Source organism: Bartonella tribocorum (assembly GCF_002777915.1).
Taxonomy (GTDB): domain Bacteria; phylum Pseudomonadota; class Alphaproteobacteria; order Rhizobiales; family Rhizobiaceae; genus Bartonella; species Bartonella tribocorum_A.
Map to the genome: position 1 here is coordinate 1 of NZ_NJGE01000024.1, position 25,097 is coordinate 25,097.

A 25,097-nucleotide genomic window follows, 5' to 3' on the forward strand; every position below is an offset into this window, starting at 1 on the left:
GTATGGGGGGTGGTGCATGGTATGGGGGTTGGTGCTGTGGTCTGGAGGCTAAAGTGCACATTCTTATGGTTCATTTTACAGCTCCACGTTTTTACGATTTTGCAAATTTACAGAAATCAGCAGAGAAGAGTCCTTGTGCTTTCAAACCTATTTCGTGATGGAGTTGGTGACGTGGTGCGAAGGGGGATTGGTGTGTGGTATGGAGGCTAAAGTGCACATTCTTATGGTTCATTTTACAGCTCCACGCTTTTACGGTTTTGAAAATTTACAGAAATCAGTAGAGAAAAGACCTTGTGCTTTCAGGCCTGTTTCGTGATGGAGTTGGTGATGTGGTACGGGGCTGGTGCGTGGTATAATGCGCTCATGAAGTGTATGAAACTTATAGAGGCTTCTTTTATACTTCAATAAAAGATGGAGGGGTGTATCTCATAAGATGGTTTTTGTTGCTTAACTAATGCGTTTATTTAAAAGAAAACTCTTTGAGTGGTTTTAATGGTATGGATGATGAAGATAAAATTCTCTGTATATCAATACGTTATTAAAAAAATGCACGTTGGCTATTTGTTTTTCAAGATTATTTTCTTGTGTTAGCTTAAGTTTCTTTCTTATGTTTTTTTAAATCTCTTCTCATGCTGATAGAATTTATGTCACTATAATGCTTTGAAAATTTATTGCAGAAGAGCTTTGTAAAGCGTGTAAAAATGGTTCATGAGACGTGAAAAATCATCAATAAAGTCTGCGTGTTTTTTAAAAAATAACGGATGTTTTTTTAAGATTGAACACGTCTCATGTTTGATTGTTTATTTTAGAGCTGAATATTTGATTTTTGTGTAAACATATTTGCCAAGGCATCCATGATACGTGAAAAATCAAGCGCTAAGAGGAAAATGATGAATATAACCCACTTCGTATAGCGTGACATCACCTTGATACTTTTATAAGCCATGATGATTTCTTGGAGAATTTCTTTTTCCTTTTCTGTAAGCTCTGTTTGTTTTTCTACTTTTTTTCTAGCCATGTTTCCACCCACACAAGCCTTCCCCTTGTTTGTTATGCTTTAAAATATCTCTGGCGAGATTTGAGCTGATGTTTTTGAGATCTTTTTGATCTAAATAAATGGGCATCCAACCAACGCAAGATGAAGACTCATTGATCGTTTTTATGGCGCAACCAGTGAGCAAGAGCAGCGCGTATATCAGGATCACTTTTTTGATTAATTTCATTTTCCACCTCTAGCCGTGTTGTTGAGGACTTTAACGTTTTTTCTATTTGATTTTGCTGTTCAAGCTTTTTTCCAAGCATAAAAGCTTTTGTTAAAGCGATAAAAAAAGCAGTCAGAACCGTTCCTGTTAACATCAAATTTTTTTTCAGCCACTCTATCATAAACGTTGCTCCCGAAAGCGTCTTGCTACAAAGAAAATGCCAACACAGGCAGCTAAAACCATAATGCTTGCCAAGGCCCATTGGATGGGACCATTGCCGGCCAATAAGCCTCCAAGGCCAGAAAAAGAACCAATAATAGGGGTTAGTGCTTCTGCTTTGAAAAAACCCATGGGTTCTTTTGTTTCTACGGTTTGATAGTTGGGCGAAACATAAGCGCCTTTTGCCCATAATCCCGCTTCTGCTGTACGACGGTGCACAAGTCCGTGAAGACGCTTTCCCCCTGCTTTGGTCCATTTTTGTAATTCGGAAGGGACGGCTTCATATTCGCTGTTATTGAGTTTTTTGAGCAGGGTCGATTTGCAAAAGGCTGCTGTTCCTACATTATAGCAAAACGATACGAGCGCGGCGAATTGTTCATCTGTTAAGGAAACCGTCACATTTTTTTCAACAGTATTTTCAAATTGTCTTAAATCTTGAGAAAGAATTTCTTCGGCCTGCTTTTGAGTGATAATCATGCCCTTGTGAACAAACGGTTTGCCAGCCGTACTGGTATGCCCATAGCCGATTGTCCACACCCCAATGGCATCTTTATAAGCCTGTAAACGTAATCCTTCCCATTGCTTAATGAGTGCAAGCCCTGATGATGATATTTTTCTCATTTGCTTCTCCATAAAATAAAGCCTCACTTTTTAACGTGAGGCTGGTTGACAGATTAAAAATGAATTTTTTACGCTTCAAGAATAGAAGAAACGTGAAACTTTAATGAAATCAAAAGGTTGGTTACGACATCCCAATTAGATATCTAAAGTGAGGGAAGGGTTGGTGGTGTTTGCTCTTGGCTGGTTGTTTGGTTTTGAGACCTCGTTCATAGGGGGGGCTGCTTGAGAGAGTCTTGTGGGGTGGCGGGCTGATGTTGGGTGGATAGACGATAAGCGTGCTCTCGTGCGATTTTGTTATTCGTATGGCAGGGAGGCGTTTAAAAGCAGATCCTCTCAGAAAGATAAGACATCGGCTGTTACTGAAGACGAAAGCATGCAATATTTTATGGATTAAGCCTGCTGCTTATCCAAATAGTCTCATTGTTAAAAACACTCTGGGTTAAAAAGAGCTTTGGAATTTTGATACAATTCTAAGAGGGATTGATTTTTATAGAACAATGATGTTTTTGCTTTAAAAAGCAAGTTGTTTGCTGTTTTGGTTTTTTGAACGTAAAAGTTGGCTTGCTTAGAGAAATCTTCGCTGTAAAATAGCACCGCTTCGCTTTTTGATGAAGAGCGAAGAGAGAAAAAATGTCAATTACATCGTTAAAGATTTGTATTCCGTAATCCTTTTTTTGTGGGGGGAAACAGAGACGGTTTTTGCTTCTTCTTCCTTTAAGTTTTTTTCAAATCTCTCTTTCAAAGTTTCTCCTTTTTTGTTGACTGGTTCATGTTCAGCACCCGGATTGGCTTTTAGATATTGTTCGAGACGTCTTCTTCCTTGCGTATGTTTGTATAAACTGAGGGGAAGATAGGAATCTAATTTTTCAGCAGATAAAGATGAATGGGGCTCACATAAGACACCCTTAACATTATCCTTATGCAGTCTTGCTAATTTCTCAGATTCAAGATGAAGCTTTTTGGCAAGGGCTAAACTAAAGATTCCACATTCAGAAGAGCTTTTCTGAATATCCATTTCGGCCATGGTAAAAGAATAAGGAGGCAGTTGAAGCGTTTCTAGGGTTTGATTTATTTTTATCCCTAGTTTCGCAGCTGTGATATTCTGAAATGTTGTCGGTTCAAGCATAATCAAAGAGATTTTGTCATTAACTTTTTTATAATCCATAGCTGCAAAGTGGATTCTGCTCCCCAAGTTTACAACAAATTGAGAAGATTTTACGCCGCTCTCAATTGTTTCTTTGAGTGCGTATGTAAGATCTTCTGCTGTAAGAGCCAGTTTGAGATTCATGTCCGGATATTTGCTGTTTGCTTTTTTGACGAGAGCCGGCATCACTCTAATATCGGTATCTTCATAATAAGAGTTAATCCAACAACCCGTGGCAAGATCATCTTCTAAGCCTGTAATAATAGTTTGTAATTCTTCAGAACTAGGGGCAACATGTTCTTCTTCTGTTTGAACAGAACTTTGCATTAAACGGGCAATAAGGTCTGCTAAAGATTCTTCCGCACTGGCTCCTTCTGGTGTTGGCGATGAACGAGAGGGCGATGAATCTTGAGGCTTCATACTCTTAGCCTTTCTCTTGATGGTCGATAGGCCATATTATTTTCTTACATTTTGGCTAAACAATGTTTTGAAAAAGGAAAGCGATAAGCGTTTCTTGGAGAGCTAAAAAAATCGTAAAAAAACAGGGCTGAGAGGTCTGTTAGATTTAAAGTTTGTGTGTGTGTTTTCTAGATTTTCAAGGTCTTAAAATACGCGTTTTAAGTATGCTCATTTTTATAGAAAAACACCCTTTTGACTGTTTCTTTAAGAGATACATTGCTTGGTTTGCCTTTTTACCTCTTTATCTTACAAACGGAAAAAACGCTTTGCTTAGAGCACTCTAAAACAGCATCGCTTCTCCCTTATGAAGACGGAAATTGGGCTAAAGCGTTCATTACAGCATCAAAGCTTTGTATTCCGTTGCTCTTTTTCTGTGTTGTGAAATAGAGGCTGTTTTTGTTTCTGTTTTCACTAAGTTTTTCTCAAATCTCTCCTTTAGAGTTTCACCTTTTTTGTTGACTTTTTCATGTTTAGCATCTGGATTTGATTTCAGATATTCTCCAAGACGTCTTCTTCCTTGCAGGTGTTTGTATAAACGAGGGGGAATATACGGATCCAATTTTTCAGCCGGTAAAGGTGTATTCGGTTCACATAAGACACCCTTAACATTATCTTTGTGCAGTCTTTCTAATTTTTGAGATTCAAAGTAAAGCTTTTTGGCAAGCGCTAAACTGAACATTCCACATTCAGAGGAACTGCGTTGAATGTCCATTTCCGCCGTGGCAAAATGAATAGGAGGAAATTGCCGTTCTTCAAGGGATTGTCGTGTTCTTAAGGCGAGTAAGGCGGGAAGCGTGTCACGCAGTGAGGTCGGTTCAAAAAAGATCAAAGATGTTTGATCATCAATGGTTTGATGATCCACAACCGCAAAATGGATGCCCCTATCTTGTGCATTAACAATAAATCTGGAAGATTTTATACCGCTCTCAAGTGTGTCTTTGAGTGCAAGGGCAAAGCCGTCAGGGGGAGTTGTAAGTTTAAGATTCATCTCTGGATATTTACGATTTGCTTGATCGACCAAGGCTGGCATCATGTAAAGATCTAAAATATCATAATAGTTTTTGAGCCAACTTCCATCGGCATTATGCTTTTCTAAGCCTGTAATGATATCTTTTAATTCTGTACGGTTGAAAGGAGTATTTGGTATTTTTTCGATATTGAGCTGTTCTAAATGTGTTGCAAGATTTTCTAAGGATGCCTCTGTGTTTGGTTCTTCTTGTGCACTGGCTCCTTCTGGTGTTGGTGATGAACGAGGAGAAATATCTTTTGAAGCTTGTGGTTTTATACTCTTAGCCTTTCTCTTGATGATCGAGAGGCCATATTATTTTCTTAATATTTTGACCAAATAATGTTGTGAAAAAAAGCCTTTGTTTCTTGAAAATAAAGGAGAAAATCATCTTTTAGCTGTTTTTATAAGAAGACTTTTAAAATTTGAGGCTTTCTTAAGTTTAAAAATTCCGCGGATTTTTTTATAGCCTTAAAATCTATAAAAATTGTCAGAAGTTTTGGGACAATGTTATCTTTATCGTTTAAGGTCTTGCTATCGCATGGGTTCATTGCACTGGAGAGATGACTGTTTTTCAAAAGTTTTTCCGTGTGAAAAAATGAAACTATCCGCAAGCGGCATTTGCTATACAACAATGCCTATTTTTTAAGAACATTCCCTTTGGATTTTTTTTCCGGAAAAAGATAGGATCAATCATCAGCTATCAATTATCCGGTTATGCTGTAAAACATTGTTATGCTGTAAAAAACTGTCCTTTGAGCTGTTGGGGTATCAGACAAGTCTTCTTGATGATACTTTTAGTCTTTTTTAAGGGCATGTGGGTTGTTTTTAAGTTTGTTGGTTGCGTTTTTAAGTTTTGAGTGAAGACCATGGGGAAACTTTAAGAGGAAAGGTTTGTGGATTTCAAGTGCACCCTGCTAAGAGGCTTCGTTTTTTTACAAAGCGACGACGGGGGAAAAGCTTCATCTTTTGAAGTGAGCAGCTTTGAAGCATGGGGTGGCTAAAATGCACTGGGTGGCAACAGAAATCGCAGTGTTTGGGTTATTGCGTATCATTTTTATGATCGATTGCATCGGTGTTTTTTTGGGGGGGAGCTTGTGGGGCTGTTGTTTTAGGGGGATGCTGTTTTCTTTGCCTATCTCATAACACCGGCTTTTGGTAAGGCAAAAGAAAAGCACTTTTAAAAAGAAGACGTGAAAAAAAAGATGAAGATGCCGTCGGACAGTAAACTTTAAACTTTTGAACTCTTTAAACAGCTCCTGCTTAATTTTCTCAAACAGTAAAACGTCACACCATTTTATCATTGTTTACCATTGCTGCACAACACACACTACTTTAGTGCAGGTTTTATAACAGCCTACCGCAACACAAATATTTAATGATGAAAATAAGACGCAAATATCCTTCTACCGCACCTGTCATTAAATACGATTTTTCATATTCTGTCAACAGAAAAACGATACCTTTTCTTTTTTTATCGCGAAAACAAAGCAACAGAAAAAAGCGCGTTCATTGGTTGTTTGGCAATACTTACATGGAAAAGTTTTTAATGTGGCAAAGAACATTTTTGGGGGAAAGAAAGGGCAAGGGGGAGAGGAGCGTTGTGGTTTGAAACGCGTGGTTTTTTATGGGTAGAAGGGAAGTTTTTGTGGGCAGGTTGGGATTTGGCAGCTATTGGTGAGAGAGCAAGGCGGGATCATTGTGATTTTGTGGACGATTTTGTGAGCGATTGCGGTTGTGGTGGCTGTTCTCTTAGCAAGGGCGTGGATGAGGGATTATGGCTGGGGATTTTCTTGGATTTAAAAGCATGCGCTTTTCATTTTGTACAAAAATCAATGTGTGGTTTTTAATAATAATTTATTGATTTATAATGATCATTTATTTTTATTTACTTTGAATGAGAAATCCAAATAGCGTAAAATTTTCTCCTTTAAAACTTATTTTGAATCAAAATCATCTCTTATCCGTCATGAGATAAAAAACCTATAGAAAATTATATAGGACGCAACGCAATATGCTTATTATGAATTGTCTTAAATATTCAAATTGTCGTATTATCATTGGTGGTAAGGTCTATGAGGGGCGTAGCTTGTTACAACAGGGGTGGGGTGAAGAGGGCACAGTTTTGTTATGCTGCCCTTTCTTTTGAGGGTGTATGTTGTTTGATCGGTTGTGATGTGTTTTTTTATGGCGTGGGGGCTATTTTTAGGCTTGTTTTTTGACGTGCACGTTTTAAATCTGCAAATCCGATAAAAGGGGAAGCTTGCTGTGGATCTCAAGTATCCCTGTGCTGAAGAGGGGCTTTGCAAACGCGGCGGAGCTTATTAAAGCTTTGTTCTTGTTTGTGGGGGATAACGAGGGGTGTTTTTAGCGAAGGCGCTTTTGTCTGGAGCCGTCAAAATGTTTATAAAGGGCATCCAGAATAAGGCGCAACGAACCAACAAGCATTGGCAGTGGTTGATCTTCACTCACAAGATATTGTAACGCCGCATGAAAGTTGTGTTGACGATGCAGATATTGGGCTTCTTTAATTGCTTCTTGCATCGCTTCATAGCGTTGGGTTACTCTTTCAACCCATTGCTTTTTTGCTTTCTCATCAGATGTGCTGTGCTTAAAGCCATCATAATAACCGTTTGGTAAACCTTTAGCACATAAATAGTCGTTTCTAATTTGTAAGTATTCTTGCGCTGTGTCATATTGCTCTTTACTGATGCCTGATGAATCTCCTTTATAGCCAAGCAAACAAAGGCGCCCAATATAGGTTCCCACAAGCGGATTTTTGGCTTCTTCAAGGCTTAACCCAAAGTGTTTTGCACGCATTTCAATGGCTGATTGAGGCGCTGATGTGCGCGTATCTTTAGCACGTGAAAGACGCCCATTGGGCTCTCTGAGTTTGCCTGTTATTTTCGGTCTACCGCGTTTTTTACTTATTTTCATGAACTTAACCACTTGAATGAAAAATAAACTGTCTGCTTTTGGGGGACAGTGATTGTAAAAAGCACTTGAAACAAAGAGTGGGGGCAAAGAGTGGAGAGGAAAAATCCTTTGGAGGGAGAAAATACTTTTGGAGAGATAAGCTGTGGCAGAGCAAAGGAAAAACAAAGTCTTTAAGCGTAAAAAACAGCACCATTATAGAGCAAAAAGATCTCTGGTATTTCCTAACATTTTCTTGACCCTATCTGTATTCTTTTCTTTCCCCTTCTGTTTTATTCTTATCTTTTTAGCATCGATAGCAGATGATTTCCTTTTTACAAATTTCTCAACGTCTTGGGAAAAGTAAAAAGAAATTTTTGTCAAAAGTGAATGAAAAAATAAAGTTTTATGCGGTTTCTCCTCCTCTTATTTTTTCTCTTTTCTCGTCGCATTATTGAGGGTTTATTGAGAATTATCTGGAAATGATAGGGCCTTTTTCTGACGCCGCGTTTTGCTAAAATTCTTTAACGCCTCCTTTGAAAAAGGTATTGGTTTGTTTTTGGTTTGTTATTGGGGGATTGAGATTTTTGTTTTTAAGCGCAGAACCCAAGATGTCGGATCTTTATCACACAGCATATCTTCTTCTTTATAAGTCGTTTTTTGTAGAACAGCTTCTCTTATAAAGATAATCCTTTATTAAAGGATATTTCTGGATACTGAAGGGGCAGACAATGATAGAAAACGACCTTACCCACTCTTGTCATTATAGCATAAGATGCGCTCTATTTTCAAATAAAATATCGTTTATTGGTTCAAATATTGCAGCAAAATAAACTGTGAGGAATCTAAGCGATTGGGTGTGGCGCTTTCCTTTTATTTCTCCTTTATAGAGGGTAAAAGCTTCTTTTGTGGTTTTGGGGCTGAGCATGAGAAAGAGGGGGCTGTTGCTTAGATGGCGTGATGCAAGGTCCAAAGAAGCGTTCTATTGCTTGAGAAAAGAGGTCTGAGAGGTTTTTATAAAGCTGGGGGGCTTGTGAGATATTGCTTTTTCATTTTAAAGGAGTTTTTTTAATTTAAGAAATTTAAATAAGAAATTTAAAGATGAGAATTGAAAAATTTTAAAGGTTCTGTGGGTGCGTTTTAGGTCATCGGTTTATTTTTTGCCTGTGGCGTGTTTGCTTTTTGGTTTTTGTCAAACAGCGTCTTTTAAGGGGAAGGGGCTTTAGGGTTTATGTGATCAATCAGGAGGGGAAAAGGGGCGTCTGGGCTTGTAAAGCCGTGAGAGAGCGTCTTGCTTGTTCCCTATTCAAGCAATTTAAAAAAGACTTAAAAGAAATTATTCGCGCTTGCTTCATGATGCGAAGAGTGCTAGGCAATTCCCTCACGCTGGTTGCGTGTTTGCAAATATTAAAGCGTGGGTATTTTAGACGTGGGGGACATCCGTATGATCAAAGATCAATCACAACAGCAATCTACCTATGAGGGGAATGAGGCTTTTATCTCACAGTCCGTGTCGGATCAATGGGCTGCTTTTAAAAAAGGAATGGCTCTCTCCACAAAGGATTATGTCATCATTTGTTGCTTAGCTATCTTCTTGTTGGTGCTTTTTGTCGCGACTACCTATATGCAGCCTTGGGATTTTTTTCACGTTATATCCAATGAACAGTTTCAAGAAATGGGGAAAAAAAATTTTCAAGAAATAATTCAGGAGAGTCTTCAAAATCCTTTTAAAAATTCTATCATCGGGTATGTGCGTGATGCGGGGTGGAATAGTGTTTGGGCTTTTTTATGTCTTATGCCGCAAATGATTGTGGGCGTTCTTTTCGCGTTCTTTCCATTCTTTTTTGTTCTTCTCGCCATGGTGAAACGGGATGTGAAACAAATGCTGCTGTTGTGGGAAACCGTGTCAGAGCCGCAACAGCTAGACAACCAATCTTTTGATAGAACATGATAGGGGGAATACGTGAGCGCTTCTTTAATCCTTGGAGTCTTTATTGGCGTAGGGACGGTTCTCTTTATTTATGCTGCATTTTGCTCGGTACTCTTTTCTACCGTGATGACAATCTTGGCGCTTTATTATTCTTTGATAAAGCGAACAATCTTGTTATGGGCTATGCGGCGAAAATTAAAAAAAGAGACAGCACAGGACTTGAGGCATGATCAGACAAAGGGCAGGGGGCGGAATACAGTTCTTGCAACGCAGTTCAGTGCTCTTTCTTTTAAAGAATCTTTGCTTCTTTCAAGAGAAGAGTGTCGAATGATCTTTTCAATCACCTTCGTTATGTTTGTGCTTTTCACAGGTTTTATCGTTTTTTCAGCGTTTCTTCCAAAATCTGCGATTTTTTTGCAAAATCATGCACCTTTCTTGCTTTACATTGGTTTCTTTGTCATAGGGCTGTTGTTTAGGGTCTGGGAATTTATTGTTGTTGCTTTGCCTGTCATTTTAATTCTTCATCGTCTCCTTACATTTGGCGTGAAAAATACAACGAGGAGATTAGAAAAATTTGCTTGAGTAGAAAGTAAAAATGATGATTGAACATCAATGTGATAGGAAAAAAAAGGGAACATTATGATAAAATATTTGGCTGTTTTAGGGGGCATTATTATTGTCATTTTAATGTTGATGGTCATCATCAGGCTTCCTTATCGGTTGATCAAGCATGTGAGGTTGTCCTTTAAACTTGCTCGAGAATTGAAAAAAAGGACGACGCAACAAAAGCAAGCCATACAACAATTGCGCAATGATCAGGGAGAAATGAAAAAACACAATCTTGTGCCTGAGACCCTTGATGCAAAAATGCGTTTTCTTAACTTCAAAGAATCTCTGCCTCTTTCTTCAAAAGAATGGAAAATAATTCTTGTTGTCTTTGTCCTCTTTTCTCTTCTACAATCGGCTTTCTCTATCGCAAATTTAGTATGGTGGAAAAGTGAGAACGCTAATTTTATCATGATACTCTTGAGTGCTGTATGGTTAGCAATTCTTTTCTTGTCTCCGATCATTGGCATGGTGTGCATAAAATTAACGAGAAAATTGAGAGAAACGCTTCAACAATTGGAAGTAGCCATAAAACAACGCGATCAAGCAATCCGTATGCAGAATGTGCAAGGGGGACAAAATGACGAGTAGTATGATAGCATTAGCAGCTTGTTCTTTCCTGTTCTTTACGCTCTTAAATATTGTAGTATGGGTGCCGCTTTTTATCATTTATTATCTGTTTATCAAGCGTGCGCGGCTCTATTGCCGTGTGAAAAAGGAATTGAAATGCGTGTTGAATGAACGCGATATCGCCTTAAAACAGATCTCACAAAAATGAAAAGCAGTCGCGTATTTGATAAGGAACAGCTTTCGCTTGTTTGGCAAGACTACAAAAAAATATTCACTATCGGCTAAAGAACCGCGGTCTTTTTCGCTTGAAGAAGCGTTTCTGACACGCAAAACTTATAAAGTTATCTTTTGCATGACTTTTATGTTTGAGGCTTTTAAGATAGCATCTGCACTGTTATTTGAGTGGGATTTGACAGGGTGGTGGAATTATAGCCTCTTCATTCTCACATTAATATTGGGTTTGATCTCAGTGCTTCTTTTTTTATTGACCCCTGTTGCCTTTGTGGTCCGTATTCTCTTTACGCATTTGTTGAAAAAAAAGATTGATCAGCTGGAGCAAGCCATCGAGCAGCGAAGAAAAACCGCTTATGAACAAAACACGCGCATGAGGGGGAGGGCAAAATGAAAGTTTGTTTTTCTATTTTTATCCATTATCGGTGCGCTTTTATTGGTGTGAGGTTTAAAGGGAAAAGAGGCTTTCGCGCATAAAAAAGATGGAGAAAGACCAAGCGATTGATCGTGATGCGTTGATATAAAAACTGAATTCATTGGGAAGGATAAAAGTTTCGATTCATGCCAATGGCTTAAAATTTTAGACAAATGAGGGGCAAAAAATGAGGAGCGATGAACAACATACAACATGGGATAGGGAACGAAGGAAACCACGGTCTTTTTCGCTTGAAGAAGCATTTCTGACACGCAAAAATTATAAAGTTATCTTTTGCATGACTTTTACTCTTGCTGCTGTTAGAACGGCTTTCTTCGTATCATTGCAGCTTGGGTGGAAGTTGACAGAGTGGGAAGCGAGTGTCGCGGCTCTTTTCTTGTTAATCATGGAGTTGATCTCAGGGTTTGTTTTTGTGTTCATTCCTGTTGCCTTTGTGGTCCGTATCCTTTTTACGCATTTGTTGAACAAAAAGATCGATCAGTTAGAGCAGGCAACCTGGAAGCCGATAGCGGCTGCGTGTCGACAAAAAAGCACATGAAGGGGAGGGGAAAATGAAAGATATCCTTGTTGTATTCGCATGGGGTGTGGGTTTGATGCTCTTCACACTGCTTTCTGCTCTGTGCATGATGTTTTTTTGGGCATTGTATTATTCTGCTTTCAAGCGGGTGAGACTGTATTGCCAAGTGACAAAAGAATTAAGACGTGTGCTTAAAGAACCGATTGCCTTTGAGCAATCCAGCGGCGAAACACCGATGCTGAAGCTGTCGTTTGAAGAAAATGCTTTGAACGCGTTTTCTCTTGCTGATGAGGAAATTGTCACGATGGACAGTGCAACGGCACTTTTAAAGAGTTTGGGATGGAAGATAGAAATTGAAGGAAAAGGGGATCATTTGGCAACCTTCTTTTTACCAGACCGTGAGGTACAGTTTCTTTATAATGCTGAGAAGGGGTATCCGCAATTTGATTGTGGAATTGCGGTGGGCTCTGGTCTCCATGCGGCGGCTTGCCAAACGATAGACCCTTATAATTCTGGAGGCTTGATTGCTCTGGAGTTGAGTTTTGATGTGAAGGGATTGGAAATTTTTGAAGAAAAGGTAAGCGCAAAGCGTTTACGTCATGCGCTTGAGAGAGCTTTAGAAAAGGCAATGAGTGATGTTGATCTTGGCAATATGCTTCGCGCTCAATATCGCACTCTTCCTTGGGAAAACGAAATTGTGGTTCCGCAATTGACTCCTTATTCACTGCGCTATCTTGCAGCTCTGGCTTTGTTGGGGGATGTTGAAACGCTACACGCTTATCACAAAAGCTTTATGGAAGGTGAGAGGCTGGGCTTTGAGACAAGCATTGAAGAAGAGCACTTAGCACGTGCGATGGTGATTGCTCAGGCGGTCGAAAAGGCAAAGAAACCCAGTTACGATTTGCTTCAACAGGCAGCAAAGACCTATTCCCTAGAGGTGGAGAGTTATGAATATTTTAGAGCCGCAGATCCAGACTTGTGCAATAGAAGGCGCTTTATCTACGAAAATTTGATCGAGGAAAAAAGACAAGAATTAAGGCAACAGGGATATACCGTTTACGAAAAGGACACGATTTGTGAGGTTGATGGAAAAAACGTGCGTCCTCATATTCTTTACATGAAGGACGGGGAAGTAAGATATATGGATGTAAAAATTGAGATTGATGAAAAAAATTATTGAGAAATATAAAGAGTTTAGATACATTAAAGAAAGCTTAATACTAAAATTAAAATGGCGCGTAAAAATGAGAAAAACTGAGGGGGGATCAATGCAGGAGAAAAATACAACATTTGAAGAGTCTTTCTTTTCATTCAAAAAAATTAAGATTTCTTTAGGAGAAAGCCATAAAGGGGGGAAAAGCTTAAAAATGATAGGGTACTGCTTTTTCATGATGTTTTGCACATGCCTTATCGTGATGGCTTTAAAAGTTCCTGCGGGTGCAAAGTCTTTCGTACAGCCCTTGCAGTGGACAAGATGGGAGGGAATTGGTTCTTTTATTTTTCTCTTACCGGTGTTGATTTGGTTTTGTCTTCTCACACCTCTTCCGATCCTTTGGGGACTACGCAGTTTCAAAGAGCGAAAATTGGAAAAAATAAGGCAAAAACTGAAAGAAGAAATAAAGCCGTAAGAAATTAACCGGTGAGGCGATCGCCCTGCAGAAGTGAAACCGCGCTTTTTATTTTTTTTCTGCCGTTTGGCTGTTTTCTGCTCGAGGCTGTGAAGGTTTTAGCCATTTTTGTCAATATGCTTATTGTGGCGCCTTATGATTGTTGAATCAAGTGTTTGAGGCTCTATTTCAGAGTGAAAAAACAAAAGCGCTTAATGAGCGAACAGCCGCAGCATTTTTGTTTCTCTAAAAAAAGACTAAAAGAAGCTCTAAAAAGCCTAAAAGAAATTGTGCAGCAAAATTGAGCACTGGATACAGAAATAAGTTCCCATTCGTTTTCGTTTAAAAAATGGCTCGCTTTTTCGCGCAAAAATTATGTCATTCTCTCATGCCTCTCTCTCATCATTATGGTGTTCAAAGTTTATGCCTTTGTGACTTTTTATAAAGAGATAAATGTTGTGACAGATGAGAAGAGATTTATCGATCTTACCATTTTCTTTTTTTGCCTTGTTCTTTTATGGGCATCTATTTTGGTAACGGTTCCTGTTATTATCATCCTTCGTGAAATTTTAACCTCTCAGCTCAACAAGAAAATTCAGCAATTGGAAGAAGTGACTAAAGCACCCCAATCAATCAATGTATAAAAGGAAGAGGATAAAATGCATGATGAGATGGCGGCAGCGGCTAGGGTGGTTTTGGTAGGTTTGTTGGGGGGGCATTCTTGATTTTTTCTTAACAATACCCATTGTGACACTGTATATTTCTTTTATTAAGCGTTTGATCTCGTATTATAAGGTGATACGGCAATTAAATGCCGCGCTGAAAAAGCGCGCGTAATTCTCCTGTTATGAGGAGGTGGTCAGGGGCATATTGTTTTTTCCATTTTACCTTTTTCTTTGTTTGAAGAGGGGCCGATGCCAATAATAGGTTTTGGCAAATAGGCTTGGGCAATAGGTTTTGGTAATGGGTTTTGGCAATAGGCTTGGAATGTTTATCTCGTCTCTACCCTTTTCTGTAAATAAGTAAAATCGTGAAACTGCAAAGCTAAGGGTGTATGCTTTCTAAAGTATATGGTGGTTTTGGGAAGGATGGTCGAAAGAAGAGGGGGCGAATGGAGGTATAGGAGGCAATGAAGACAAGATATTTGAGAGAGGAGCTATAGGGCTGCGGGTAAAAGGTAAAGAGCGTCTAGGGAAGAGACGTAAAGATTGGAATGGTGAGAGAGCTGGCGGAAAGGTTGGTGATCAATAGGTTTGGATGGTTATTGGATCTCTATTATTTTCTGTAAATAAATAAAATCGTAAAAGTGTGAAACTGTAAATGAAAAAAAAGTGTGCTGTATCAAGAGCATGGTGGTTTGAGGAGGGTGTGAGCGGCGCTGAAAAGATAAGAAAGATGGGGGATATGTGCGGTGCTGTTTGCTTTTTTATTAAACGTTTGAATTTTAAATGAAATCATGTGGTCATGAGAGGCAGCGCTTAAAAAGCTTGTATTGTGCTTGTTATGGGGGTGGCATCATTTTAGATCATGCCATTGTTTCATGGTTTTGAAGGGAATACTGTTTTTCTTATCGCAAATTATTCTGATATCTGTTTTTGAAGAGGGGCCGATGCCAATAATAGGTTTTGGCAAATAGGTTTTGGCAAATAGGCTTGGGCAATAGGTTTTGGTAATGGGCTTTGGCAATGGGCTTGGAATGTTTATCTCGTCTCTACCCTTTTCTGTAAATAAGTAAAAGCGTGAAACTGCAAAGCTAAGGGTGTATGCTTTCTAAAGTATATGGTGGTTTTGGGAAGGATGGTCGAAAGAAGAGGGGGCGAATGGAGGTGTAGAGGGCAATGAAGACAAGATATTTGAGAGAGGAGCTATAGGGCTGCGGGTGAAAGGTAAAGAGCGTCTAGGGAAGAGACGTAAAGATTGGAATGGTGAGAGAGCTGGCGGAAAGGTTGGTGATCAATAGGTTTGGATGGTTATTGGATCTCTATTATTTTCTGTAAATAAGTAAAATCGTAAAAGTGTGAAACTGTAAATGAAAAAAAAGTGTGCTGTATCAAGAGCATGGTAATTTTGGGAAGGATGGTCGAAAGAAGAGGGGCGAATGGAGGTGTAGAGGGCAATGAAGACAAGATATTTGAGAGAGGAGCTGTAGGGCTGCGGGTGAAAGGTAAAGAGCATTGAGGGCAGAGCCGCAAATAAGTTGGAATGGGATGGGGGAACGGTTGAAATGGCGTGGCGAGTTGAGGGGAAAGGCTCATCGAAATCAATCGATTTTAATGAGGATAATTATCGGGTCTCTCCTTTTTCTTTGAATGAGTAAAATCGTAAAAACGCACAACTGTAAAGGTAAAGGTCAGCGCTTTGTCCAAAAAAGCAAAAGCAGGGATCGAATTACATGTTTTGTTTTTTCATGTGGTTTTGTATGGTATCTAGGATCTGTTGACTTATCTCCTGATGGGTTAGCCAGCGTAAACCTTTTGATGTTTTTTTGTGTCCTAAGTGAATGGGGATGAAATCAACCTTATTTTTGTGCGCGCATTCAGTTATTATTTGATCATGAATGTTGGAACCCAATATATGAAGAATACACGGGGGCGTAGGCAAAAGAGCCAACTGCTCAATTAATGCGCAAGAAAATGCATGCGCGGGCGAATGAATCCATAAGACACAATATTTTAGACCATGCCATTGTTTCACAGCTTCTAAAAATTGTGTTCGTGATGCCGCACAATCATAATCCAACGGCACACACAGATGTTGTTTTTGGAATGCTTCTAGCTGGACTTTATGCGAAAGAAAGTGTGCCGCAATAATGACTTCTTTTGGTTTTAGTGATTGGCACAAAGGAGCAAGCATTCCTGTGCCTCCTACGATTAAATAACGGTATTGCGTCTCTTTTTTTTTCATGTCCCCTCTCTCTTTGCTTTAAATGCTCCTTCTTTGCTGTAAAAATGTGTCCATTTCATCAGCAAGCCGTTCGCAACGTGTTTTTACCTCTTTGCTTATAACTTTCCAAGTACGACCTTCGTCATCTGATGCAAAATCCTTTTTGGCGGAAGCGACTTGGCATTGGAGGACATAACCATAAAGCGTGCGCACTACCGGCAAGAGATGCTCACACGGTTGTGCACATTTTTTTTGCGATACTTCCATGAGAGATAAGTCCAACAGGTTTATTTAAAAAGGCATTATAGGCCAAATTATCAAGAGCATTTTTTAAACCCCCTGAATAAGAACCTTGATAAAGGGGACTTGCAAGAATAATACCATCCGCTGCTGCGATGGTTTTTACAAATTGTCTTACCGCAGCATTTGGATTAGCCTCGACTTGGTGATGATAATCGGGATCTGTCCTTGGTAAGGGGGTGTCACGCAAATCAACCCAATAAAGGGATGCACCCCGCTTCATGAGGCAATCTGCTCAATAATTGGCTAAAGTTCTTGTTAAAGAAGGTTGACGCACAGACCCCAAAATAATTGCTCTATTCAAAAGCTTTCTCCTTTTTTATGATTAAGTCTTATGCAAGGCTTATGGCGGATTGTAAAAAAAATGATGCATATCATCATGCTGTTTATAAAGAGCCATTGTGTTTGTATCGCATGGTTATCGAATTCATCGACTTTAACAGTGTTGTGAAAAAAATAACACCTCAAACTTGGAAGGAAACGTTAGCGTTTTCATTCATGCTAAAACACTCTATTTCAAAAAGAGCTGCTCTCTTAGAGCGTTACTCTATTGGCTTGCAAGATCCCCAATGAAAAATAGAAGAGTTCTATTTTGAATGATTATGATCATTTCCCCTTCGTTGCATGAGAGTGCATAAAGACTTTCTCATTGCAAATTTTTTTAGATTGAAACGATGAAAGACACTTTCTTGCATGTCGTGAAGTGGGGATGGGGGGAAATGATTAAGAAAAGAACAAGAATGCCTTTTATAAATATTCTCAAAAAGGTTGTTATGGCCGCAGCAAGAATAGGCTGTTGTAGAGCCACAAGGGTGTGGCTTGTCGTGGCGGTGTGGGGCTGTTGTTGTCGGGGTGGTGYGGTTTGTCGTGGCGGTGTGGGGCTGTTGTTGTCGGGGTGGTGTGGTTTGTCGTGGCGGYGTGGGGCTGTTGTTGTCGGGGTGGGTGGTTTRTCGTGGCGGCGTGGGGCTGTTGTTGTCGGGGTGGTGTGGTTTGTCGTGGTGTTGTTGGGGCGGTGATGGATTTTTATATATTGATCAAAAGCTTATCGTTATACCCTTCATGGGAACCTATGGCGTGTGTGCTCAAGGGCAGCATCATGAAATGGTTGGAGCAAGAGTGGTTTGGAAGTGGTGAGAGATGGTTTTTTAAAAAAACAAATCCGTGAAGGGACAGTATTTAAAGATTGGTACCATCAATATTACGAATACAAGGACTCTGTAATAGACGTATTTTGTGAAGCATTCTATTTGATGACTTCTATTGGATAACCATGGGATTTTACTTGAGAGATTATTTGTGTCAAGAAAGAAAAAGAATAAATCATTGCGTCAGCTAGGAAGAGCAAATGAAGCGGGAAAATTCAATGGGGGATCAAAGGCCGCATTCTTTTTCTCTTGAAGAGACCTTTCTTTCTTATAAAGAGCATAGCATCATTTGTTTTATTTCTGTTCTGATTGGGATAGGTCATAGAATTCTTTTGATACCCTTAGAATTTAAATGGCCGTTGTCCGTAGATCAAGATAATACGCTTTTGGCATTCTTTGTGCTGCGTGAAGTCATCATGGTGTGTGTGTTTGCTTTGATGCCTGTTCTCTTGGTGTTTTATTTCATCTTAACGCATTTGTTGAAAAAAAAGATTCAGCAGTTGGATGAGGTGATCCAGCAACGGGGTTCAATGGGGGGCCGACAAAATAATCCTTCAAAAAACGATAGAGAAAAAATAAGCCGTGTTTTTATCGCATTCCTTTGCTTTATCGTTTTGTTTGAAGTGTTTTTTACGGCGGGTGTTGTCATGCTTATTTTGGAGTTTTATTATTTTATCTTCAAGCGTGTGAGAATGTATTGTTGCGTGAAAAAGGCAATTGAAATGCGTGAAAGAAGAGCCTAATAGAGCGCTGGCACAGGGATGGTCAGGGGGAAATGGCAAGGTTTATCCATTCTCGTGACATAAGAAGAGGGGGGGGGAGAAACATCAGACAAAGAGGGGGAAGAAGTCTGAGGGGGGAGCCTATTGTCGTTGGAGATGAGGAGGATGCTCTTATCATTTGGAAAGTAAGAGCATTTTTAGAGAATTGGGGGATTGACCAGAAAACAAGGAAAAGCCATGCTGCACTTTTCGTGGTGCTTAAAAGAGCGGGCGTGAGAAAAGAAATGTGTCTGTATAAAAAAGGGAAGAGCAATGAAGGGGAAAAATTCAGCATTTTATAACGGACCGCGCGATTTTTTTGAGAAAGAGTTTTCTTCTCTGCGAGAATATGTTGTCCTTTGTTTTCTCTCACTCATCATTGAGCTGGGGAACAGAATTTTCTTGTTCCAAAGCTTGGAGCAAGAAAAATTGGCAGGGTGGCAAGATACACCCCTTTTTCTTTTTCTGTGTGTGCTCTGGAAAGTGAGTGTCGTGTGTGTTGTTGCCTTGATTCCGATTATGTTGATCGTCTGCATCATACTGTGGCATTTGTTGAAAAAAAATACTCGGAAATTAAATGAAATAAACCGGCAACAGGGGGAAATAGCCTGTCACCAAAAGCATCGGTATAAAAAGGGTGATAGGGTAAAAATAGATGATATTCTTGTCATGGTATTTGGTTTCGTACTTCTGCTCGTGACACTTCGGATTGCGTGTGTTCCCATAACGATTGTGGAACTTTATTATGGAGTCTTTAAGCAGGCGAGAAAATATTACTGTTTAAAACAACAACTGAAAAGCGTGTGAAAGAACAGGAGATAGCGTTTAAGAAGTCATGAGCGGGCAAAAAATGGTTGAAGAAATAAAAAATGGTTGAAGAAATGATGAGAAATTCGAGATTGATGGTTATTGCTCTCTATCATATTTTGCTTCTTAAGATGTTTTGATGCTCTCTTATGGTTTTGTCCTAAAACCTTGCTCTAAGGAGCAGCGTTGAGGGTGGATTTTGGGGGAAGAAAAAGCTTGAATTATCGAGCGTCATTGTTTAAAGGCAGGGTGAGGATTAAAGGTCATGTAGGGTCCTAAAGCCTAGAGTGGGAAATTGGGATTTTCTTCATCGTTTGAGTGGGGAGGGTGGTCAAAGCGGGTAAGGTACCACGAATATTATGATTTCTTTATCATTTTTATCATGACGCAAAAGTCATAACGGTTTGTAGACTTTTCTTCATTCCGGATTCCGGTGATATTGGGATTTTGCATGCATTATGATGCATCAATTGGGAAAAAAGATCTAGAAACGAGAAAAAACAATCTTCATGCGAGAGCAAATAAGCTCTCTACCGTATCGATTTTTTAAAGAGTGAGAGGGAATAAATGCAGGAGCAAAATTGGGTATCAGAGCAAGAAACGCATAAAAGAGCGCATTCTTTTTCGTTTCAGCAAGCGTTGCTTTCAGCAAAGGATTATAAAATTATCTTCGCTATTGCGGTTATTATTATCATCTGGATAATGATGCTAAAATTACCAGAGGTCTTAAATTGGCAGCTGATAGGGTGGCAACATGTTGTGCATGCCGTTATCCTGAGAACAACGGACTTCATAATCGGTTGTGCCCTTTTATTGATTCCGGTGATGTTATGGCTTCGTGCCAAAGTGATGTATGAATTGCAAGAAAATATTCAGAAACTAGACCAAGCGCTCTTTGAGCGAGAGCAAATAAGCTCTCTGTCGCATGGGCTTTGTAAATAGTGAGGGGGGAAAAATGAACATTGATCCTATCATTGTCCGTGTCTTAGATCCTGCATTCTTTGTGGTTGTGGCTGTTTCCATGATCATTATCATGCTGGTTTTGGCTCTTTATGGCTCTGTCTTTAAACGGATAAAAATGAATGTCCGAGTAAAAGGCGCGTTGGAATGCGCGCTTAAAGAAAATGATCTCGCACTTCAGCAGTTTTGGAAAGACGAAGCCGTAATCCAGAAGAAGCGTTTGAAACTAAAGGAAAAGGAAAAAGAACCCTTTGTCGATTATGATGATCATGAAATTCTCACGATAGAAAGGGCAACAGCGCTTTTAAAAAGCTTGGGGTGGTCCGTGGATATCGAGGGAAAAGGAGATTTTTTGGCAACGCTCTTTTTACCTGATCGCGAAGTGCAATTTCTTTATAACGAAAAACACGTGGAAGAATTTTCACCCTTTGATCGCGGACTTTTAGTGATGAGCGGTATTTTTGCGGCCGCTTGTCAGACCATTAATCCTCATAATTCTGGGGCTTTGCCAACGGTATTTATGAATTTTGTGCCCAATGGGTTGGAAATTTTTGAAGAAAAAGTAAGCGCCGCATGTTTAAAAAAAGCCCTCGATAGAACTTTAGAATGGATCATGGAAGATGATTGTTTGTATACAATGCTTCGCTCTCAATATTGTTCTCCACCTTGGGAAAAAGACTCTTCATCATGGTCAACGGATGAAGAAGAAGCCCCTTATGCTTTGCTGCATCTTGGTGCTCTTGCTTTGCTGGGGGATGTAGAGACTTTAGGTTCTTATGACGAACGTTTTACGGCAGAAGAAAAGCCTGGCTTTGATGAAACCATTGAAAAAATCCATTTGGAACGCGCGATGGTGATGGCGCAAGAGGTGAAAAAGGCTGGAAAATTCAGTTATGATGTGCTGGAACAGGCTGCTCAGATGTTCTCTATAGATGTGGAAGGCTATCAGATTTTCAGAGTGAGAGACCCTAATTTATGTCATCAAAAATGCGCTTTTCATAAAAATTTAGTCGAAGAGAAAAAACAAGAATTAAGGGAACAAGGATACGCTGTGAGTGATAAACCATGTGTCTTTGAAAAAGGGGGCGTAAAGCGTTCTCCGGATATTACTTATATCAAAGATGGTGAACCTGCATTTATGGATATAAAAATTGATTAGTGTTCTACGCTTTTGGTGGAGAAACGCTTCTGATTTGAAGAAGAACGAAAAAGCGTGTGAAAGAACAGGAGATAGCGTTTAAAAAATCATGAGCAAAGGGGAAAAAATGGTTGAAGAAATGATGAGAAATTCAGCATTAAGGGTTATTGCTCTTTATCATATTTTTTCTCTTAAGATGTTTTGGCGCTCTTTATGGTTCTGTCCTAAAACCTTGCGCTAAAGAGCAGTGTTGAGGGTGGTTTTTTAGGGAAGAAAAAGCCTGAATTTTGACCATTGTTTATAGATCGGGCGCGGTTTTGGAATCGCGCTAATGGAGATGTTGTGAGGGAGCGAAGGGGAAGGGTGATGAAGAATAAGAAGATCTCTGTCAAGAGCAAGAAAAAAGAGTTCTCTGTCGATGATGATCATGAAATTCTCACGATAGAAAGTGCAACAGCGCTTTTAAAAAGCTTGGGGTGGTCCGTGGAAATTGAGGGAAAAGGAGATCATTTGGCAACCTTCTTTTTGCCCGATCGTGAAGTGCAATTTCTCTATAACGAAAAACACGTGGAAGAATTTTCACCCTTTGATCGCGGACTTTTAGTGATGAGCGGTATTTTTGCGGTGGCTTGTCAGACGATTAATCCTCTTAATTCTGGGATTTTGCCAACGGTATTTATGAATTTTGTGCCCAATGGATTGGAAATTTTTGAAGAAAAAGTGAGCGCCGCATGTTTAAAAAAAGCCCTTGATAGAACTTTAGAATGGATCATGGAAGATGATTGTTTGTATACAATGCTTCGCTCTCAATATCGTATTCCACCTTGGGAAAAAGACTCTTTAGTATGGACAACGAATAATAATAATGAAGTAGAGTTTGCTCCTTATGCTTTGCTGCATCTTGCTGCTCTTGCCTTGCTGGGGGATGTGGAGACTTTAGGTTCTTATGACGAAAGTTTTGCGGTAGGAGAAAAGCTTGGCTTTGATGAAACCATTGAAAAAATCCAGCTGGAACGCGCGATGGTGATGGCGCAAGAGGTGAAAAAGGCAGGAAAATTCAGTTACGATCTGCTGGAAAAGGTTTTAAAAATGTGCTCCATAGAAGTGGAGGGTTATCAGTTTTTTAGAGCGAGAGTTCCTGATTTATGTAATCAAAAACGAGATTTTCATAAAAAAATAGTTGAAGAGAAAAAACAAGAATTAAGGGAACAAGGATACGCTGTGAGTGATAAACCATGTGTCTTTGAAAAAGGGGGTGTAAAGGGTTCTCCGGATATTACTTATATTAAAGATGGTAAACTTGCATTGATGGATATAAAAATTGATTAGTTGACGCACTTGTTGAAGAAAAACCTCTCTGATTTGAAGAAGAACGCTCTTGTTGCAAGAGAGTAAAAACCACCATTGAGAGGCATTGACACCAAAGCAAAATAAAAGGGCTCGAAAGAATCGAGAAGTACAGCACGTTTTAAAAAAAATAAACTGAAAATAATTTGATTCTTAAAAATAGGGGCGGACAAATGATGATCAATTTGTCTTTTTCTTGTTTTTTTGAAGTCTATTCTTTTTTACAAAAGCCACTTTATTCCGTGAAAAAAAGCACGCTAGAGATGAAAAAATATTCTGCTGAATAGGAGAAAAATACATCATGATTGACCGCGTAAAATGCCATCATTTTCAATGGGGTGATCTTTTACACATTCTGGTGTTTTTTATAAAAGTGTGTGATGAATATGTGAGGGAAAGATTTTCCCATAGAGCTTATGAAAATACTATTGTTTTCCGCGTGGGGGAAAGCGTTCAAGAGGCGAAAATGATTCAAGAAAAACTGGATTTTCTACCAATTGATATAGCCAATTAATATAGATTGAGAAATTTCATTCTTTACGCGGGAGAGAGCGTGATAAAAAATACCGTCTCTATTTTTATGAGATATGCCTTCCTTTGGGGTGTGGGGATATTGCTACGAAAATTTTAGGGTATTTTCGTATGTTTGGGTGCCTTTTTCATCGAGGCTTAGAAGTGAATCCTATGGTTGTGTGGATGCCAAGGGCATTTTTTGATAAAAGAGAAATTTTGGGGAAGAAAAGTGGAATTGGGGAACAGCATTCATTAAAGCCCCCATCACTCATTAAAGCAGTGTGGGGAAAGTCGTGTGGGGATGAGAGCCGTCGTGTGGGGATGAGAGCCTTTGTCCTTTGCTGTATGGGAAAGTAAAACGTGTTGTTTTTTAGAGCGTAACATTGGAACAATAAAAATTAAAAAAAACAAAGGCCCCGTTTTAAAAGGGCCTTTTTATTTAAATTTTAATATATACACAAAATGTAGATAATTTTATTAAAAAAACTGTTTGTATCTTATATTCTAACAAAAATAAGCTGTATGAAATATATTATCAATGAGCCTAAAAAACTAACTATTGCATTCAATAAATTTTCTGCTTTTTCCTGCATATTGTTTATTGTTTCTTGTCTGTTATTTATTCTCAGTATATTCAATGTATCCGATGGACTCCCTACTGGTTTTAGAAACTGTAAATGCGTTTTCTCAACCGTATAAGGGGCAACAATAGGAGAGGGTTGTTGATTGACTATACGATCAGACTTTTGAATCGCAAGGGCTAAACCACTTGTAATCGCCCCCGCTATAAAAAAATATCTGATATTCATCGTTTTCTCCTATATTTACTTCTATAAATAAATATCGATAAACAAAGTCCCTATTTTAAAAGGGCCTTTGTATTTAATTTTTAATATATACAAAATGTATATAAATTTATTTTAAGAGCTGTTTGTATCTTATATTCTAGCAGAAATTATTTGTATGAAATATACAATAACCGATCCTAAAAAACTAACGATTGCATTCAATAAAGTTCTTCGTTTTTCATGTATATCGTTTATTGATTCTTGCCTGCTATTTATCCTCAGTATATTCAATGTATCCGATGGGTTCCCTACTGGTTTAAAAAACTGTAAATGCGTTTTCTTATCAGTATAAGGAGAAACAATAGGAGAGGGCTGTTTATTGACTATACGATCAGATTTTTGAATCGCAAGAGCTAAACCACTTGTGATTGCTCCCGCTATGAAAAAATATCTGATATTCATCGTTTTCTCCTATATTTATTTCTACAAATAAATATCGATACGGATTATATATAAATTCACTTTAAATGACTATAGTAAAAATACAACAGTCATAAAAAAGAATAAACTTTGTCTACATTTTGACAAAATTTACCCTTAATTGCCTAAATCAATTCTTTCTGATTCTATTTTTGGGATCTTTTAAAAAAGCTTAAAAGCCATATCCGAAAGCGGAATTCCGTAAGATGGGTGACAAAAGAACTGCTGACTGAATTCTTTTTGTGCCATTGACTACAGATTTATAAAAACGAGGGTTCATTAAAATGCAATGCGATAAAAGTTGAGTCAAGCCCGAAAAGGGAAGGATGCACTCCTTTGAAGGGCTGGAGTGCATCCTCTAGAGATTGGATATATGCCATGAGGGTTAGGCATGTATCCCTTGAGGGGAAGGATGCACTCTTTTTGAGGGCTGGAGTGCATCCTCTAGAGATTGGATACGTGCCATGAGGGTTAGGCATGTATCCCTTGAGGGGAAGGATGCACTCCTTTGAAG

At 39.0% G+C, this 25,097-nt stretch carries 32 protein-coding genes; 20 read left to right on the forward strand and 12 right to left on the reverse strand.

Annotation, left to right across the window (positions count from 1 at the left end):
* Nucleotides 1–805: 805 nt before the first annotated feature.
* The 6 genes from CER18_RS08170 to CER18_RS08195 form a co-directional block, all read right to left on the reverse strand.
* Nucleotides 806–1,018, reverse strand: coding sequence for a hypothetical protein (locus tag CER18_RS08170; RefSeq protein WP_100129520.1), 213 nt, complete (start codon nt 1,016–1,018; stop codon nt 806–808).
* Complete coding sequence (locus tag CER18_RS10550) at nt 1,011–1,223, reverse strand: hypothetical protein (protein WP_100129521.1); 213 nt, start codon at nt 1,221–1,223, stop codon at nt 1,011–1,013. Before CER18_RS10550 ends, CER18_RS08170 begins: the two co-directional genes overlap by 8 nt.
* A complete protein-coding gene (locus CER18_RS08180) occupies nt 1,147–1,383 on the reverse strand; it encodes a hypothetical protein (RefSeq protein ID WP_100129522.1) in 237 nt (78 codons plus the stop codon). Before CER18_RS08180 ends, CER18_RS10550 begins: the two co-directional genes overlap by 77 nt.
* Nucleotides 1,380–2,042: a lysozyme gene (locus CER18_RS08185; protein ID WP_100129523.1), complete on the reverse strand. Its 663-nt coding sequence runs from the start codon at nt 2,040–2,042 to the stop codon at nt 1,380–1,382. The genes CER18_RS08180 and CER18_RS08185 overlap by 4 nt, the downstream gene beginning before the upstream one ends.
* A 637-nt stretch (nt 2,043–2,679) precedes the next feature.
* The gene (locus CER18_RS08190) at nt 2,680–3,606 is read right to left on the reverse strand and encodes a YopJ/AvrA family T3SS effector serine/threonine acetyltransferase (RefSeq protein WP_100129524.1); all 927 of its coding nucleotides are present in this window, start codon (nt 3,604–3,606) and stop codon (nt 2,680–2,682) included.
* 373 nt (nt 3,607–3,979) lie between these two features.
* The gene (locus CER18_RS08195; RefSeq protein ID WP_100129525.1) at nt 3,980–4,930 is read right to left on the reverse strand and encodes a YopJ/AvrA family T3SS effector serine/threonine acetyltransferase; all 951 of its coding nucleotides are present in this window, start codon (nt 4,928–4,930) and stop codon (nt 3,980–3,982) included.
* 1,322 nt (nt 4,931–6,252) lie between these two features.
* Here CER18_RS08195 and CER18_RS08200 point away from each other — a divergent pair.
* Nucleotides 6,253–6,501, forward strand: a complete 249-nt coding sequence (locus tag CER18_RS08200) for a hypothetical protein (RefSeq protein WP_100129526.1) — start codon at nt 6,253–6,255, stop codon at nt 6,499–6,501.
* A gap of 173 nt (nt 6,502–6,674) precedes the next feature.
* Nucleotides 6,675–6,800 carry a hypothetical protein gene (locus CER18_RS10735; RefSeq protein ID WP_280951582.1) on the forward strand — a complete coding sequence of 42 codons (126 nt, stop codon included), beginning with the start codon at nt 6,675–6,677 and terminating at the stop codon, nt 6,798–6,800.
* A gap of 218 nt (nt 6,801–7,018) precedes the next feature.
* Here CER18_RS10735 and CER18_RS08205 read toward each other — a convergent pair whose 3' ends face one another.
* Nucleotides 7,019–7,588, reverse strand: coding sequence for a hypothetical protein (locus tag CER18_RS08205; RefSeq protein ID WP_100129527.1), 570 nt, complete (start codon nt 7,586–7,588; stop codon nt 7,019–7,021).
* A gap of 1,420 nt (nt 7,589–9,008) precedes the next feature.
* Here CER18_RS08205 and CER18_RS08215 point away from each other — a divergent pair.
* The 9 genes from CER18_RS08215 to CER18_RS08255 all read left to right on the forward strand — a co-directional run bounded on the left by CER18_RS08215 (nt 9,009) and on the right by CER18_RS08255 (nt 14,105).
* Nucleotides 9,009–9,515 carry a hypothetical protein gene (locus CER18_RS08215; RefSeq protein ID WP_100129529.1) on the forward strand — a complete coding sequence of 169 codons (507 nt, stop codon included), beginning with the start codon at nt 9,009–9,011 and terminating at the stop codon, nt 9,513–9,515.
* Between the two features lie 12 nt (nt 9,516–9,527).
* On the forward strand, nt 9,528–10,076 hold the full coding sequence (locus CER18_RS08220) for a hypothetical protein (protein WP_100129530.1): 549 nt from the start codon (nt 9,528–9,530) through the stop codon (nt 10,074–10,076).
* Nucleotides 10,077–10,133: 57 nt separating this feature from the next.
* Complete coding sequence (locus CER18_RS08225) at nt 10,134–10,691, forward strand: hypothetical protein (protein WP_100129531.1); 558 nt, start codon at nt 10,134–10,136, stop codon at nt 10,689–10,691.
* The gene (locus tag CER18_RS08230) at nt 10,681–10,878 is read left to right on the forward strand and encodes a hypothetical protein (protein ID WP_100129532.1); all 198 of its coding nucleotides are present in this window, start codon (nt 10,681–10,683) and stop codon (nt 10,876–10,878) included. The genes CER18_RS08225 and CER18_RS08230 overlap by 11 nt, the downstream gene beginning before the upstream one ends.
* Before the next feature lie 153 nt (nt 10,879–11,031).
* On the forward strand, nt 11,032–11,295 hold the full coding sequence (locus CER18_RS08235; protein WP_245410072.1) for a hypothetical protein: 264 nt from the start codon (nt 11,032–11,034) through the stop codon (nt 11,293–11,295).
* Nucleotides 11,296–11,503: 208 nt separating this feature from the next.
* Nucleotides 11,504–11,875, forward strand: a complete 372-nt coding sequence (locus CER18_RS08240) for a hypothetical protein (RefSeq protein ID WP_100129533.1) — start codon at nt 11,504–11,506, stop codon at nt 11,873–11,875.
* A 13-nt stretch (nt 11,876–11,888) separates the two neighbouring features.
* On the forward strand, nt 11,889–13,034 hold the full coding sequence (locus tag CER18_RS08245) for a DUF6990 domain-containing protein (protein WP_100129534.1): 1,146 nt from the start codon (nt 11,889–11,891) through the stop codon (nt 13,032–13,034).
* A gap of 88 nt (nt 13,035–13,122) precedes the next feature.
* The gene (locus tag CER18_RS08250) at nt 13,123–13,482 is read left to right on the forward strand and encodes a hypothetical protein (protein WP_100129548.1); all 360 of its coding nucleotides are present in this window, start codon (nt 13,123–13,125) and stop codon (nt 13,480–13,482) included.
* 437 nt (nt 13,483–13,919) lie between these two features.
* A complete protein-coding gene (locus CER18_RS08255) occupies nt 13,920–14,105 on the forward strand; it encodes a hypothetical protein (protein WP_100129535.1) in 186 nt (61 codons plus the stop codon).
* A 1,744-nt stretch (nt 14,106–15,849) separates the two neighbouring features.
* On the opposite strand, the gene CER18_RS08260 is transcribed toward CER18_RS08255, so the two are convergent.
* From CER18_RS08260 to CER18_RS10560, 3 genes are read right to left on the reverse strand one after another with little or no spacing between them, the layout of a single operon-like run.
* A complete protein-coding gene (locus CER18_RS08260) occupies nt 15,850–16,365 on the reverse strand; it encodes a short-chain dehydrogenase (RefSeq protein WP_100129536.1) in 516 nt (171 codons plus the stop codon).
* Between the two features lie 18 nt (nt 16,366–16,383).
* Nucleotides 16,384–16,566, reverse strand: coding sequence for a hypothetical protein (locus CER18_RS10555; RefSeq protein ID WP_245410073.1), 183 nt, complete (start codon nt 16,564–16,566; stop codon nt 16,384–16,386).
* A 7-nt stretch (nt 16,567–16,573) separates the two neighbouring features.
* Nucleotides 16,574–16,867, reverse strand: coding sequence for an NADPH-dependent FMN reductase (locus CER18_RS10560; protein ID WP_245410074.1), 294 nt, complete (start codon nt 16,865–16,867; stop codon nt 16,574–16,576).
* A gap of 98 nt (nt 16,868–16,965) precedes the next feature.
* On the opposite strand from CER18_RS10560, the gene CER18_RS08270 reads away from it, so the two are divergent.
* The 9 genes from CER18_RS08270 (at nt 16,966) to CER18_RS08315 (ending at nt 23,672) form a co-directional block, all read left to right on the forward strand.
* Nucleotides 16,966–17,217 (forward strand): hypothetical protein, encoded by a 252-nt coding sequence (locus CER18_RS08270; protein ID WP_210199637.1) that lies wholly within the window; start codon nt 16,966–16,968, stop codon nt 17,215–17,217.
* 146 nt (nt 17,218–17,363) lie between these two features.
* On the forward strand, nt 17,364–17,660 hold the full coding sequence (locus tag CER18_RS08275) for a hypothetical protein (RefSeq protein WP_143242719.1): 297 nt from the start codon (nt 17,364–17,366) through the stop codon (nt 17,658–17,660).
* Nucleotides 17,661–17,989: 329 nt separating this feature from the next.
* On the forward strand, nt 17,990–18,532 hold the full coding sequence (locus CER18_RS08280) for a hypothetical protein (RefSeq protein WP_245410075.1): 543 nt from the start codon (nt 17,990–17,992) through the stop codon (nt 18,530–18,532).
* Nucleotides 18,533–18,823: 291 nt separating this feature from the next.
* The gene (locus tag CER18_RS08290) at nt 18,824–19,357 is read left to right on the forward strand and encodes a hypothetical protein (protein WP_100129540.1); all 534 of its coding nucleotides are present in this window, start codon (nt 18,824–18,826) and stop codon (nt 19,355–19,357) included.
* A 567-nt stretch (nt 19,358–19,924) separates the two neighbouring features.
* Nucleotides 19,925–20,299 (forward strand): hypothetical protein, encoded by a 375-nt coding sequence (locus CER18_RS08295; protein WP_100129541.1) that lies wholly within the window; start codon nt 19,925–19,927, stop codon nt 20,297–20,299.
* 13 nt (nt 20,300–20,312) lie between these two features.
* Nucleotides 20,313–21,476, forward strand: coding sequence for a DUF6990 domain-containing protein (locus CER18_RS08300; RefSeq protein WP_100129542.1), 1,164 nt, complete (start codon nt 20,313–20,315; stop codon nt 21,474–21,476).
* Between the two features lie 88 nt (nt 21,477–21,564).
* Nucleotides 21,565–21,696 carry a hypothetical protein gene (locus tag CER18_RS10740; RefSeq protein WP_280951583.1) on the forward strand — a complete coding sequence of 44 codons (132 nt, stop codon included), beginning with the start codon at nt 21,565–21,567 and terminating at the stop codon, nt 21,694–21,696.
* A 125-nt stretch (nt 21,697–21,821) separates the two neighbouring features.
* Nucleotides 21,822–22,784: a DUF6990 domain-containing protein gene (locus CER18_RS10565; protein ID WP_245410076.1), complete on the forward strand. Its 963-nt coding sequence runs from the start codon at nt 21,822–21,824 to the stop codon at nt 22,782–22,784.
* 660 nt (nt 22,785–23,444) lie between these two features.
* On the forward strand, nt 23,445–23,672 hold the full coding sequence (locus CER18_RS08315; RefSeq protein WP_143242720.1) for a hypothetical protein: 228 nt from the start codon (nt 23,445–23,447) through the stop codon (nt 23,670–23,672).
* A 140-nt stretch (nt 23,673–23,812) separates the two neighbouring features.
* On the opposite strand, the gene CER18_RS08320 is transcribed toward CER18_RS08315, so the two are convergent.
* A complete protein-coding gene (locus tag CER18_RS08320; protein WP_100129545.1) occupies nt 23,813–24,124 on the reverse strand; it encodes a hypothetical protein in 312 nt (103 codons plus the stop codon).
* 129 nt (nt 24,125–24,253) lie between these two features.
* Entirely contained in the window at nt 24,254–24,565 is a 312-nt protein-coding gene (locus tag CER18_RS08325; RefSeq protein WP_100129546.1) for a hypothetical protein, read from the reverse strand.
* Nucleotides 24,566–25,097 lie beyond the last annotated feature (532 nt).